Origin of the sequence: Halorussus amylolyticus, assembly GCF_004143485.2 — an archaeon.
GTDB classification, from domain to species: Archaea; Halobacteriota; Halobacteria; order Halobacteriales; family Haladaptataceae; genus Halorussus; species Halorussus amylolyticus.
This window is the reverse complement of sequence record NZ_ML974131.1, coordinates 583,819-595,808: the sequence shown is the minus strand read 5'-3', so window position 1 is coordinate 595,808 and position 11,990 is coordinate 583,819. Positions and strand designations below refer to the sequence as shown.

Sequence of the window (11,990 nt, the reverse complement as noted above, 5' to 3'; positions counted from 1 at the left end):
CAACGTTGTACTTCGCTTCGGAATACTCGGATTAGTACGGACAGATACACTGATAGGTCTCTATTCGTGTATATCAAATATGGACCCTCGTCACGCGACTGACCTCGCGAACGCTCTCGAATCCGACATCGGCGATGGCCTGCGGACCGTGGCGGTCGGAAACGTCTCCGAGCGCACCTACGACATCTTCTACATCCGCGACGACATCGACGAGATGTACACCGACGAGATGCGCGAGGAGATATTCGGTGAGATGGTCCTCGAAAACATCGCCGAAGCGCGCCAGAACGACCTGTTCCCGCCGCTCGGACGCCTCCGGTTCACCGCCCGCGTCTTCGAACACGGTATCAACGTCGTGGGATGGGACGAGAACGTGGCAGTGTTCGTGGGTCTCGACGGCGACGAGGAACTGATCTCGCAGGCGGTCGAAACGTGTCGTGAGACGCTCTAAATCGGGGGTCGATTAGTGGTTTCGGTCGAGAGGCACGAGACCGAGCGCGTCGTCTCGCAGTTTCCCGACGTGCCCGGCGACGACTGACCGGCGCGAAATCGGCGGTCCCTTTCTCACCTCTCGGTAGGAACGACGCTCAGTTCCCGGAAACCGAGGGGTCCTCGCCGCCCTTCGGGAGCGCGTCGGTCGCGTAGAGGACGACCAGCACCGCGAGAATCACGACGAGACCCCCGCTGAACGTCCGAAACACCGCGTCGTAGGCGTAGCCCGCCTCGATGAACGCGCCGAGGACCGAACTTCCCGACGCCTGCACTATCATCATCGACCCGCTGTAGAGCGCGTAGGCGCTGGCGCGGTTCTCGTCGGGGAGCGAATCGAGGAGGTAGGTGTCCATCGCGGGGAACAGAGAGTGGACGACGTAGCCCAGAATCGCGGTCACGACCGCGACGGCGACCACGCCCTGGACCGCGGTCAGCGCGAGCAACGACGCGATGAATCCCGCGAGAATGGCGAGCAAGAGGGGGACGTGGGGGACCCTGTCGGCGAGTCTGCCCGTAAAGAGGAACGCCGGGACGCCAGCGGCGAACACCACGGTCAGGAGGGTCCGCGCGGTCGCGGCGTCCACGCCCTTCGTCGCGGTGACGTAGGTGACGTAGAAATTGAAGAAGCCGTTCCAGACGAAGCTCGCCACGCCGAGGATGGCGACCCCGGTGACGATGATGGGCCACTGGCGGCGCGCGGCCGCGAGCAGGTCGCGGTCCGCGCTCCCGGCGTCGGGGAGGTCGGTCCGGCGAGCGGTCCGGTAGAAGACGGCCGTCGTAATCGCCGCGACGACCGCCATCGTGGCGAACACGGTCCGCCAGTGCGGCCCGGTCAGCAGCGCCGCGCCCACGAACAGCGGGGCGACCACCGCCGCCACCTGACTCGCCATGCCGTGGATGCCGATGGCGCGCCCGACCCGGTCGGGGTACAGTTCCGTGACCAGCGGGTTCGCGGCGATGAAGTACGCGCCGCTGGCCATCCCCATCAGGAACGCGCCGACCGCGAGCATGACCACCGAATCCGCGAGCGCGGTGAACGCCGACGCGGCGGTCAGCACGCCGCCGGTTCCGAGGATGACCCGGTGGCGCGGCACCCACGTCAGCAGATAGCCGGTCGGAATCCGAGGGAGCGCGCTCCCCAACCAGACGAGCGTGGCGATGAGACCTGCGGTGCCCTCGGTCAGCGCGAACTCGGCCGAGAGCGGGTCCAACAGCGGCGCGAACACCACTCGGGCGAGGTTGACCAGAAACACCATCGAACTCAACGAGACGAGGAGCCGACCACGTGACACGCGTGGGACTACTCGTACCCGATAGTCAAACCTTCCGAAACCGGCGCGACAGCCCCCATACTTTTCGTCCTCTGGCTACAAGCTCTATCGGGATGAAATCAATTCGCCGCGGACTCCGGGCAGGGGAGGTCGAGAAGGACACCTACGGCCGACTCTCGTGTGCCGAGTGCGGCCAATCGCTCTCGACGCGCGACGACGAGGACGTGGTCGGGAAAGTCAAATCGTGTCCCGGGTGTGGGAGCGAGTGGAAGGACCTGTAGGACCGAAACGGACGCCGACGGAGACGAAAGGCTCTACTCGAACACCGCGTCGAACGCGTCGGCCCCGAGCGGATCGAAGCGACCGGCCTCGACGTTCTCCTCGACGTGTTCGGGCCTGCTCGTTCCGACCAACGAGGAGGTCACGCCCGGCGCGCTCCGGGCGAAGTTGATGGCGCGCTGGACGGTGGTGTCGCCTTCCAGTCGGTCGGCAACGTCCTCGGGAATTCCCTCGGCGAGGTCGCCCTGCGCGATGCTCGCGCTGGTGAAGACGTTCAGGCCCGCCTCGTGGGCGAACCAGAGCGCGCTCTGCGGACCCTCGGGACCCTCGTGGGACTCGACGGTGAAGGCGTCGGCCATGAAGACGTTGAAGGGCAACTGAATCGCTCTGAGGTGGGTCGCGGTGTTCTCGGCGGCCTTCGCGGCCTTGCGAGCGCGCGAGACGACTTCCGGAAGCGAGAGGTACTGGTCGTCGCTCTCGGGCACCCGGAACGCGTTCCACGTCGCCACCCCGTAGTGTGAGATGTCGCCCGCGGCGGCGCGCTCTTCGAGTCGAGTGAAGGCGGCTTCGAGTTGGTCGTACACCGCCTCGCGCGACCGTTCGTGAAGTTGTGCTTCGGGATTGTGGACGTAGTAGCAGTCGATTTTGTCGAGTCCGAGATTGTCGAGCGACCGGTCCAACTGGGCGTCGAGGAAGTCGGGCGCGATGCAGTGGCTCCCGCGCGCGAGGCCCTCGCGCTCTACGAGTCCCGTCTCCAGAAACTCCCGGCGGACGTACTCGCCGGGGTCGTCGGGGCGCTCGCCGTCGAACGGCAGGAAGCCGCCCTTCGTGGAGACGAACACCGCCTCGCGGTCCACGTCGGCGTTCTCTATCGCGTCCCCGACCGCGCGCTCGCTCCGCTGACACCGGTAGTTTATCGCGGTGTCCACGACGTTGACCCCGGATTCGAGCGCGGTCGCGATGGCGTCGCGGTACCCGGCATCGACGGCGTCGGTCGGGTCGCCGAGGTACGTTCCGACCCCGAGCGAGGAAATCGCGAGGTCGCCGAACCGCCGGAAGTAGGTCCGGCCGAAGTTGTCGCCGTGTTGGAGTTTGTACTCGTACGTTCCGTCGGCACTCGCCATACTGGGAGGTAGCCCGGCTATCGGGATAAGCCCGCGGGAATTATCCGGCCTCGCGCCAACTTCCACGCATGGACGTGGCGATACTCGGATGCGGATACGTCGGTCTCGAGCTCGGTCGCCAGCTAACCGCGTCGGGCCACCGCGCAATCGGAGTCAGGCGCTCCGAATCCGGCCAGCACGAAATCGAGGAGGCGAGTTTCGAGGCGGTTCGGGCGGACGTGACCGACGCCGACGAACTCGCAAATATCCCCGACGTTGACGCCGTGGTGTTCGCGGCGAGTTCGGGTGGCCGGGACGCCGAGGCGGCCCGCGAGGTGTACGTCGAGGGACTCCGAAGCGCAATCGAGGCGTTCGGGTCGCGAGAGTCCCCGCCCGAGAGATTCGTCTACACCTCCAGCACGGGCGTCTACGGCGACCACGGCGGCGACTGGGTAGACGAGGAGACGCCGCTCGACCCGACGACCGAGAAAACCGAGGTCCTCGCGGAGGCCGAGCGCATCGCACGCGAACTCCCGAGCGAGTACGGCATCGCAGGCACGGTCGCCCGACTCGCCGGGATTTACGGCCCGGGCCGAACCCGAATCGAGCGGTATCTGGAGGGACCGGTCACCGAGGGCTACCTCAACATGGTCCACCGCGACGACATCGCGGACGGGATTCGGTTCCTGCTTGAGCAGGACCTCGCGCGCGACGACGTGGTGCTGTTCGTGGACGACGAACCGGTGTCGAAGTGGACGTTCGCCGATTGGCTCGCCGACGAGTGCGATGTCGAGCGTCCGGCCAAGCAGACCGTCGAGGAGCGACTCGCCGAGGACGACCTCTCCGAGCGCGCCACCCGACGGCTCACGACGAGCAAGCGGTGTTCGAACGCAAAGCTCCGGGAACTCGGCTACGAGTTCGCGTATCCGACGTATCGGGAAGGGTATCGCGACGAAATCGAGGCGCGCCGGGGTGAAACCGATGCACATCGGGGCGAAACCGAGTGAGACGCCCAGTTTCGCGTGTCGGGAAAATTTCTTGTCGGTCGGCGTAGTCATAGAGTGACATGGAACTGCCGGTCGTCCCGGAACCGCTGGTTCGGCAGGTCGCCGAAACCGCCGAAGCCTACGGTCTGGCCTCGCCCGAACTCGCGGGGGCCGCCGCCCTCGGCGCACTCGCGCTGGTGGCGTCGGTCTGGCTGGTCGTGCGCTGGATTCGCCGACCGATGGGCGCGCGACTCAAGCGCGCGCTCGCCAAGCGCGACGAGGTCGCGGTCCTGATGCACCCGAACCCCGACCCCGACGCGATGGCGTGCGCCATCGGCGTCGCCCACCTCGCAGCGGAAGCGGGTACGGACGCGACCCTCCAGTTCGCCGGACAGATACGCCACCAGCAGAACCGGGCGTTTCGCACGGTCCTCGACCTGAACCTCGGTAAAATCGACCACGAGAGCCAACTCGCCGCAGAAGACGTGATTTTAGTGGACCACAACACCCCGCGAGGGTTCCAGGGGGCCGAGTACGTCGAACCCTACGCCGTGGTGGACCACCACCCCGGAAACGGGACCGGCGAGGTGTTCACCGACCAGCGGACCGACTACGGGGCCTGCGCGACCATCGTGGCCGAGTATCTCGAAGACGTTGGCGGCGTTCCGGTCGGCCCCGACGACTCGGAGGCCGACGTAGACGACCTCGTCGTCCCCGCCGAAATCGCCACCGGCCTGCTGTACGGCGTCCAGTCGGACACCAAGCATCTCACGAACGGGTGTACCGAAGCCGAGTTCGAGGCCGCGGCGTACCTGTATCGAGGCGTAGACGAGGACCTGCTCGACCGCATTGCCAACCCCCAGGTCAGCGCCGAAGTGCTGGAAATCAAGTCTCGCGCCATCACGGGCCGAGACGTGCGCGGGTCGTTCGCGGTCAGCGACGTGGGTCGCATCGACAACGCCGACGCGGTGCCCCAGGCCGCCGACGAACTCCTCCAGTTGGAGGGGGTGACCGCGGTCGTCATCTGCGGCAGGCGCGACGACACCATCCACCTCTCCGGGCGGTCGCGCGACGACCGCGTCCACATGGGGAAGGCGCTCGAAGCCGCGGTCGAGGACATTCCCGGCGCGAGCGCGGGCGGCCACGCTCGGATGGGCGGCGGCCAAGTTCCGGTCGAGGGCGCGGCCTACGCGAGCGGGTCGGAAGCCCAGATGTGGTCGCAGGCCGAACTGACCGGCGACATCTTCGCCGCGCTCAACGGCGACGTGTGACCGCGCCGCGGTCACACGTCGCCGGGGGTTGGCGAATCAGGGTCTCAGCGTCGGGTATTGGCGAATCAGGGCCTCAGCGTTGCCGACTCGCGATGAACCGATTGAGCCGCGAGAACTCCGCGAGCGTCATCGGCGCTCGACCCTCGATTTTCTGCTGAATCTGCTTGGCGTCCATCCCGTCCATCTCGGCCGCGATGGTGTCCACGTCGAGGACCGCGGTCGTCATCCCCATCAGGAGGTGGTCGCGGGTCTCCAGCAGGATGGCGTCCTCGGGCGGCGTCTCGTCGTCCGTCGCCAAGATTGCGGCCGCGTCCGACACCTCGATAGTCGGTTCGTCGCCCGCCGCGATGGCGGCTATCGTCTCGCGGTCGATGTCGGTCGCGTCCGCGACCGCATCGACGCCGACCGCCTCGATGACCGCCGTGAGTTCCGAGAGGTACTCGGCCCGGAGTTCCTCGTCCGTGACCGATTCGGGGTCCGCGATGTCGTCGTAGAGCATACCCGAACGCACGCCCCGGCGGTTCAAAGGGGTTTCACTCCGGCTTCCATCCCGGCGAGCGCTCGTCGCGCGTCCCGTCGGTGTCGCCGACGCCCGAGGGGCCGGGCGGGACGGCCACCACGACGACCGTGTCGGTCTCGAACGAGAGACGCTCGTTCCGACCCAGTCGCTCGGTCGCACCGTCGCCGTCCACGTCGAGACGGACCGTGCGATTCTCCCGGAGGTACGTGACCGACCCGTGGCCCACCCCTGACGCTCCGGGCGACCCCTGCGGCGCTCGAACCGCGAACCGCTCGTACTGCCCACGAACCGACACGTCCCAGACGTTGAGCGTGGCGGACCAGTAGCCCGGAACCGGCGCGACCGGCAACCCCGCGGGCACCGACGAGAGCACTTCGCCGAACCACCGGTCTTTCACCCGCTCGCTCGCGTTCTCTGCGGCGTCCGAGAGCGCCTTCTCGGCCGCTTTGCGGGCCAGCTTCCGGGCGACCGTGGCGGTTTCGTTCACCGCCGATTGGGTCGGGTTCTCGGCCTCCGTCCGACTCGTTTCGAACGCGAGTTCGGTCCGGACCCTCACCCAGTCCTCGCGGTCGGCCCGCCGGAGCGGGGGGCGCTCGTCGCGTATCTCGGCCGCGACGGCGTCGGCCGCCGACCCGTTCGTCACCGCGAGCGCGCGCCCCGCGGTCGTGTTCCAGCGCGCGAGTCCGGCCCGGACCGCGCGAGTCCGCTCGGTCTCGGTGAGGTCGAACCGGGGCATCGCCAACTCCGCGACGAGGCTCCGGCGGACCGCTCGCATCGACGCCGACACCTCCGAGTGAAGCCGGTCGCGGCGCTCCGCGAGCGTGTCGTTCGCCCGAGCGTCGAGCGTCCGGTTCGCGGCCCGGAGCGCGAGCGCCGCTGTTCGGAGGTCGGTTGTCTCGGAATCGCCGCCCCCGTTGTCGAGAACCGACGCGACCGAATCGGCGGCGTCGCCGTACGGTACCGAGAAGACGTTCAGATTCCGGGCCGCGAGCGGATATCGGCTCTCGCCGTCGGGTATCGCGGAGACGTGTTCGCCGTCGAGTTCGGCGAGCGTGAGGTACGGCGGCCCGCCCGTGACGCGCAGATTTGCGGGTCTCCCCGGTCCGTCGGCGGGCATCGGTTCGGCTGGCGGGGTCGCGGGTCGCGACCGCTCGCGGAGGATTCGCCGAGCGCGGTCGAAGTCCACCCCGGCGTCGGCGAGCGCGTCGCCGACGCCCGCCCGCGTGTCGTTGGTCCGGTCGGCCCTGTCGCGAAGTCGGGCGACCACCCGGTCGAGGTACGCCGCGCGCGTCGCGACCCGCGCTCGGTCGGCCGCACCGTCGTAGCGGTCGGGCGCTCTGACCAGTTCGTCCCGACGGTTTTCGAGTTCGCGCGCGAGGTGGGTCGCCGGGGGAGCCTCGTCGGAGACCGCCGCCGTCGGCGACGCTTCGACCGAGACGTTCCGGACTCGTTCGCGGAGCGCCGCGAGGTCCCGGTAGGTCCACTCCCGGAGGTCGGCCGGGCGCTCTCCGGTGATGTCGTGCGAGCGCACATCGAGCGTTCCGTCGGCCGCCCGGCGAGCCACCGCGTCGAAGCCGCCGCGGTCGGCGACCAGTTCCTCGGTCGCAGTCTCCGGAACGTCCCGGAGGTTCGGGCCGTCGAGCGCGCCAGCGCGCTCGTGGACGCCCGCGACCGGTCGCGGCGGTGCGGTGACGGCGCTGGCGACGCCAGCGCCGTCACCGCTGTCGCTGCTATCGCCGAGGCGGTGGTCGCCAGCGACACCCACGCGCACGACGAACGTCTCGGTCCAGCGTTCGACGGTTCGCCGGGTCTCGTTGCCCTTCGACCAGGTCCCGACGAGCGAGTGAGTGTGCTGGACGCGCCGGGTCTCGTGTGCCAGCAGATGATACCCTGCGGGCGCGTCGGGCGGCGGGCCGGTCGCGTCCTCGACGCGGGCGTCGGTCTCGACTCGCCGTTCTTCGAGCGTCCAGTTCTCGCCCGGCGAATCGAGCGACGGGCGGGGTTCACTCTCGGTCTCGCGGACCGCGGAGACGAGTCGCGTCTCGACGCGATAGGCCGCTCGCAGGGTCGCGTCGAAGCCGGGGTCGCGCTCTCCCGCCACGAACTCTGCGAACGCCCTGTCGGCGGTTCGGTTCACGCCGACCGGTCGGGTCTCGGGGGCCTCGGCGAGGTCGGCGGCGACGCCGCCCGGCATCGGATTCTCGCCCTGATACCGCTCGTTCGCGGCTTTGAGGAGCTTCGTCCGCCTTGTTCCGCGCTGATTGTGGACGCCCGCGAGCAGGTCCGTGGCTCCCGTGCGGGCGGTCGCCCACGCCAGCGCGCCGCGACCGCCGGGGTCGGCGCTCCCGAACGTCTCACGCTGTTCGCGGAGCACCGCGCCGTTCGTCGCGAGTTCGACGTGGCGGTTCGCGACCACGTTCTCGATGGGCGCACCGCCGTACTGGGCGTAGCCGCGACCCCACGCGAGCGCGTAGAGTCGGGCGGTGAGTCGCCTGCCGAGTCCGGGTTCGAGCGGGGCGCGGTTCAGTCGCGATTCGAATCGCTCGGCGCGCTCGTGGAGCGCCAGAGCGGGGGTCGCGACGGTCAGGTCCGGTGAAATGTCGGCGCGCTCGACCGACCTCCCGTCTCGACTCGCGGTGACGGTGACGTTCTCGATTCGGACCGCGAGTCCCGCGCTTTCGGAGTCACCGGCGGGACTGATTTCGACGCGACGCTTGGCGGTCCGGAGCGCGCTCTCGTTCGGCGTCGCCGGGAGCGAGGCGGTCCCGCGCACGTCGCCCGAGCGTACCGCGACCCCGTCGAGCGCCGACCGAGCCGCGAGATAGATTCGGATCCGGAGGGCGTCGCGGTACGGCGTCGAGTCGTTCAGGACGCCCCCCACCGGTGTGTCGGCGGGTTCGACGACCGGCGCGCGGGCGGCGTCGCGTCCGGCGCTGGCGACCGCCCCGCGAAGGGCAGTGTTGGTCGCGGCGGTCGTTCGGTCGATGGCGGTGCCGACCGAGTCGTCGGTTCGCGGTTCCGGCCCGCCCGAGAGGTTCGCGGTGATGACCGCGCTCCCGACGAGCAGGACGACGCCCACGAGCGCGAAGGGGACTCGACCGCGGCGGTCCTCGGCCAGCCTCATTCGGACCACGCTCCGACTGTCACGCCGACCACGTCCTGACGGTCACGCGGACCCGCCCCACCGAGAGTTCTCGGGCGGCGTCGGTCGGCGTTCGAAACTCGGCTCTGAGGTCCGATTCGACCGCGGGCGCGAGTCCATCGGCGAGCGCCCGGTTCGCCTTCGTCGCGTTCTCGGCCCGGAGCGCCCGCCGGACGCCCGGTGCGCCGCCGAACGCTCGCGCAGTTTCCCGATATCGAGTCGCGGCGCGGTCGGCGCGCGCCGACCGCGCCGCGAGCGCCGTTCGGGTCTCGCCCGGCGGGAACAGTCCGCGAACGACGCCCTGCGCGACCACGCGGGCGACGCCCGCGAAGCCGTCTCGGCGGGCCGCCGAGACGGCTTCGCTCCGAACGGTCGGCAGGTCGCTCGAAACCGAGAGGGTCGCGGCGTGTACGTCGGCGTCAGGTGGCGGCGTCTCGCCCGCGACGACTTCGCCGCCGAGCGTCGAATCGGAGTGCGGTTCCCAGTCGGCGCGAACCTGCGCACTCGTCTCCGAGCGCCGCAGCGTCCGATTCACCCGGTCGGCGACTGCTCGCTCGAAAGCGCCCGCGTCGGCGATTCGCGAATCGCCGACGCGGGCGCTCGTCACCGCGACGGTCGCGAGCAATCCGGTCAGCGTGTCGTGGACGGTTCGGGACGCGACGCGGTCGCTACTCGCCGAATCGCCGACTTCGTACTCGACCTGCGCGGTGCTCGTCGCGAGCAGTTCCGCGGTCCGGTCGGCCGTGTCCGGGTCCGAACGCTGGTCCACCGGCGCGCTTGCGAGCGCGAGCGCGCTCGCGCTGACCAGTAGCACGCAAACGGAGGCGTCGAGGACCGTGCTGATTGCGCGGGTCACGACCACACCGCCACCCGGAGCCGTCCGGGTTGAACGCGTCCGGGACCGACGCGGACGCTCACGACGAACTCGGCGGTGTCGAGAGCGTCGGGAGCGTCGGCACGGTCCGGCACGGGCGGACCCTCGCGCCACGTCTCGCCGTCCGCGGCGAGGGTGAGGTTCAGCCGATAGCCGTCGGGTCCGGCGTGCAGACCATCTGCGAGTCGGTCTGGTTCGACCACTCCGGCGTCCGTGACCGCGCGCTCGACGCGCTGGCCCGTCGGTTCCGCCACATCTCGGTCGGGCGTCGGGAGCGCGGCGTCGAGGACTCCGGCGTAGGCCGACACCGCGAGTCCGACCGCGAACACCGCGACCAGCGCGGCCAGCGGTTCGACCTGCGCCCTACCCGACCAGCGTGACATCGACGCCCTCCCACGAAATCGTTCGGACCGTCAGTTCGTCGGTCGTTCGCCACTCGGGAGTGCGGTTCTCGGCGTTGGCGGCGGCCCGCCGGAGCGCCGCCGTGTCGCCGAACGCGGTTTCGGGCGGCGCGCCCCGGAGCACGTCCCAGAGCGCGGTTCCCCGGCGAACGGGCGTCACCGGTCCGTAGGTGACGGTCGCGTGGCCGGTCTCGCCGTCGTCTCGGAGCCAGATTCGGTACGAACCCACGCGAATCGCGTCGGCCGAGAGCGGGTGGACCGCGGTGGCGGGCCGGTCGCTCGCGGCGACCGAATCCACCGTGTCGGCGACGCTCGCGGCGTCCGGCGGCGGCGCGCGGGGGAGCGTCGTCGCGACGCCGAACGCCACGGTGCTCGCGACCGCGACACCGACCCAGAGATACCACGCATCGACTGGTGCGTCGAACATGGGCCGGGTTGGTCCCGGCTTCGGATTTAAATCTACGCCCGCGAAAGCCGGTCGTCCTGCAGGGCGTCAGTCGCGCTCGAAGCGGTCGATTTCGAAGGCGTCGATGGGGTGGTCGGTCGCTCTCTCGGTGGTGAGGTCGGCGAGAATCGACCCCACGACGCTCGAAAATTTGAAGCCGTGGCCCGAGAACCCCGCCGCAATCGCGACCTGCGGGTGGTCGGGATGGGTGTCGATGACGAATCGGCTGTCGGGCGTGTTCGTGAACAGGCACGTTTCGAGTCGCATCGTCGGCCCGGCGGCGTCCGCGAAGTACGCGTCGAGCGGGTCTCGGAGGACGCGCTCGTCGGTCGGCGTCGGCGTTCGGGACATCTCGTCGGGGTCCACCGCCTGCTTTCGGTGATTGTACTTGCCGATTTTGACGCCCGGCGTGTCGTGGACCGGGAAGCCGTAAATCTCGGTGTCGTCGGTGGCGACTACGAATACGGGGAACGAATCGGGCGCGAATCTATCGGGCGAATCCGGCTGAAACCACCCGACGACCTGACGCTCGGGCGTCAGCACCGGGTCGAGTTCGGGGACCATCGTCCCGGTCCACGCGCCGGCCGCGAGGACGAGCGAGTCGGCCTCGAATCGCTCGGTTTCGGTTTCGACCGCGACCCCGCCGTCGTCGAGGGGCGTCCAGTCGCGGACCGGCGTTCGGGCGCGAATCTCGGCTCCCCGAGCCTGCGCGCCCTCGACGTGGGCCACGATGCAGTCTTCCGGGACCAGGAAGCCGCCCTCGGGCTGGAACACCGCGCGATAGTCGGCTGGCACGTCGTAGCCGGGGAATCGCTCGTTGAGTTCCGAGGCCGACAGCACCTCGTGTTCGAGGTCGTGTTCCCGACACGACCGGCGCGCGCCCTCGAAAATCTCGTCGCCGGGCGGTCCCGCCGCGACCGACCCGGTCTCGTGGAGAAGCGTCCTCCCGGATTCGATTTCGAGCGCGTCCCACTCGTCGTAGGCCGACTGGAGTAGCGGGACGTACGACGGGTGTTCGTGGTACGCGAGTCGGATGATGCGCGACCCGCCGTGCGAGGACCCCTGTGCGTGTGGGATGTCGTACCGTTCGAGACCCAGTACGTCCAAACCCCGGTCGGCGAGGTGGTACGCCGCGGCGCTTCCCATCCCGCCGACGCCCACGACGATTGCATCGTATCTGTCATTGTTTGCTGTCGTCATACCTCG

At 69.3% G+C, this 11,990-nt stretch carries 12 protein-coding genes; 4 read left to right on the top strand and 8 right to left on the bottom strand.

Translation table 11 applies throughout. The features are described from left to right. The first annotated feature begins 79 nt into the window (after positions 1-79). Positions 80-451, top strand: a complete 372-nt coding sequence (locus tag EKH81_RS06945) for a DUF7522 family protein (protein WP_132057436.1) — start codon at positions 80-82, stop codon at positions 449-451. 136 nt (positions 452-587) lie between these two features. Here EKH81_RS06945 and EKH81_RS06940 read toward each other — a convergent pair whose 3' ends face one another. Next, positions 588-1,748, bottom strand: a complete 1,161-nt coding sequence (locus EKH81_RS06940; protein ID WP_132057757.1) for an MFS transporter — start codon at positions 1,746-1,748, stop codon at positions 588-590. 128 nt (positions 1,749-1,876) lie between these two features. Between EKH81_RS06940 and EKH81_RS19285 the strand changes: the two genes are divergently transcribed. Beyond that, positions 1,877-2,044, top strand: coding sequence for an HVO_0758 family zinc finger protein (locus EKH81_RS19285; protein ID WP_202935074.1), 168 nt, complete (start codon positions 1,877-1,879; stop codon positions 2,042-2,044). A 33-nt stretch (positions 2,045-2,077) separates the two neighbouring features. On the opposite strand, the gene EKH81_RS06935 is transcribed toward EKH81_RS19285, so the two are convergent. Then, positions 2,078-3,166 carry an aldo/keto reductase gene (locus EKH81_RS06935; RefSeq protein ID WP_132057435.1) on the bottom strand — a complete coding sequence of 363 codons (1,089 nt, stop codon included), beginning with the start codon at positions 3,164-3,166 and terminating at the stop codon, positions 2,078-2,080. 68 nt (positions 3,167-3,234) lie between these two features. Here EKH81_RS06935 and EKH81_RS06930 point away from each other — a divergent pair, with 68 nt between their 5' ends. Then, on the top strand, positions 3,235-4,152 hold the full coding sequence (locus EKH81_RS06930; RefSeq protein ID WP_132057434.1) for an SDR family oxidoreductase: 918 nt from the start codon (positions 3,235-3,237) through the stop codon (positions 4,150-4,152). Positions 4,153-4,211: 59 nt separating this feature from the next. Continuing rightward, positions 4,212-5,402 (top strand): DHH family phosphoesterase, encoded by a 1,191-nt coding sequence (locus tag EKH81_RS06925; protein WP_132057433.1) that lies wholly within the window; start codon positions 4,212-4,214, stop codon positions 5,400-5,402. A 73-nt stretch (positions 5,403-5,475) separates the two neighbouring features. Here EKH81_RS06925 and EKH81_RS06920 read toward each other — a convergent pair whose 3' ends face one another. The 6 genes from EKH81_RS06920 to solA all read right to left on the bottom strand — a co-directional run bounded on the left by EKH81_RS06920 (position 5,476) and on the right by solA (position 11,984). Further along, the gene (locus EKH81_RS06920; protein WP_132057432.1) at positions 5,476-5,901 is read right to left on the bottom strand and encodes a DUF5791 family protein; all 426 of its coding nucleotides are present in this window, start codon (positions 5,899-5,901) and stop codon (positions 5,476-5,478) included. Positions 5,902-5,935: 34 nt separating this feature from the next. Next, positions 5,936-9,046 carry a DUF7286 family protein gene (locus EKH81_RS06915; protein ID WP_132057431.1) on the bottom strand — a complete coding sequence of 1,037 codons (3,111 nt, stop codon included), beginning with the start codon at positions 9,044-9,046 and terminating at the stop codon, positions 5,936-5,938. Between the two features lie 19 nt (positions 9,047-9,065). Continuing rightward, positions 9,066-9,926: a DUF7284 family protein gene (locus EKH81_RS06910; protein WP_162224513.1), complete on the bottom strand. Its 861-nt coding sequence runs from the start codon at positions 9,924-9,926 to the stop codon at positions 9,066-9,068. Further along, a complete protein-coding gene (locus EKH81_RS06905; protein WP_132057429.1) occupies positions 9,917-10,321 on the bottom strand; it encodes a DUF7285 family protein in 405 nt (134 codons plus the stop codon). Before EKH81_RS06905 ends, EKH81_RS06910 begins: the two co-directional genes overlap by 10 nt. Beyond that, complete coding sequence (locus EKH81_RS06900) at positions 10,302-10,766, bottom strand: DUF7283 family protein (protein ID WP_132057428.1); 465 nt, start codon at positions 10,764-10,766, stop codon at positions 10,302-10,304. The genes EKH81_RS06905 and EKH81_RS06900 overlap by 20 nt, the downstream gene beginning before the upstream one ends. A gap of 66 nt (positions 10,767-10,832) precedes the next feature. Continuing rightward, a complete protein-coding gene (gene solA, locus EKH81_RS06895; protein WP_132057427.1) occupies positions 10,833-11,984 on the bottom strand; it encodes an N-methyl-L-tryptophan oxidase in 1,152 nt (383 codons plus the stop codon). Between the last annotated feature and the right edge of the window lie 6 nt (positions 11,985-11,990).

Excerpts from the sequence above, each read along its gene's own strand:
- EKH81_RS06900 (WP_132057428.1), bottom strand. The coding sequence starts at position 10,766 with ATGTTCGACGCACCAGTCGATGCGTGGTATCTCTGGGTCGGTGTCGCG.
- EKH81_RS06925 (WP_132057433.1), top strand. The coding sequence starts at position 4,212 with ATGGAACTGCCGGTCGTCCCGGAACCGCTGGTTCGGCAGGTCGCCGAA.
- EKH81_RS06930 (WP_132057434.1), top strand. The coding sequence starts at position 3,235 with ATGGACGTGGCGATACTCGGATGCGGATACGTCGGTCTCGAGCTCGGT.
- EKH81_RS06945 (WP_132057436.1), top strand. The coding sequence starts at position 80 with ATGGACCCTCGTCACGCGACTGACCTCGCGAACGCTCTCGAATCCGAC.
- solA (WP_132057427.1), bottom strand. The coding sequence starts at position 11,984 with ATGACGACAGCAAACAATGACAGATACGATGCAATCGTCGTGGGCGTC.
- EKH81_RS19285 (WP_202935074.1), top strand. The coding sequence starts at position 1,877 with ATGAAATCAATTCGCCGCGGACTCCGGGCAGGGGAGGTCGAGAAGGAC.
- EKH81_RS06920 (WP_132057432.1), bottom strand. The coding sequence starts at position 5,901 with ATGCTCTACGACGACATCGCGGACCCCGAATCGGTCACGGACGAGGAA.
- EKH81_RS06940 (WP_132057757.1), bottom strand. The coding sequence starts at position 1,748 with ATGGTGTTTCTGGTCAACCTCGCCCGAGTGGTGTTCGCGCCGCTGTTG.
- EKH81_RS06905 (WP_132057429.1), bottom strand. The coding sequence starts at position 10,321 with ATGTCACGCTGGTCGGGTAGGGCGCAGGTCGAACCGCTGGCCGCGCTG.
- EKH81_RS06935 (WP_132057435.1), bottom strand. The coding sequence starts at position 3,166 with ATGGCGAGTGCCGACGGAACGTACGAGTACAAACTCCAACACGGCGAC.
- EKH81_RS06915 (WP_132057431.1), bottom strand. The coding sequence starts at position 9,046 with ATGAGGCTGGCCGAGGACCGCCGCGGTCGAGTCCCCTTCGCGCTCGTG.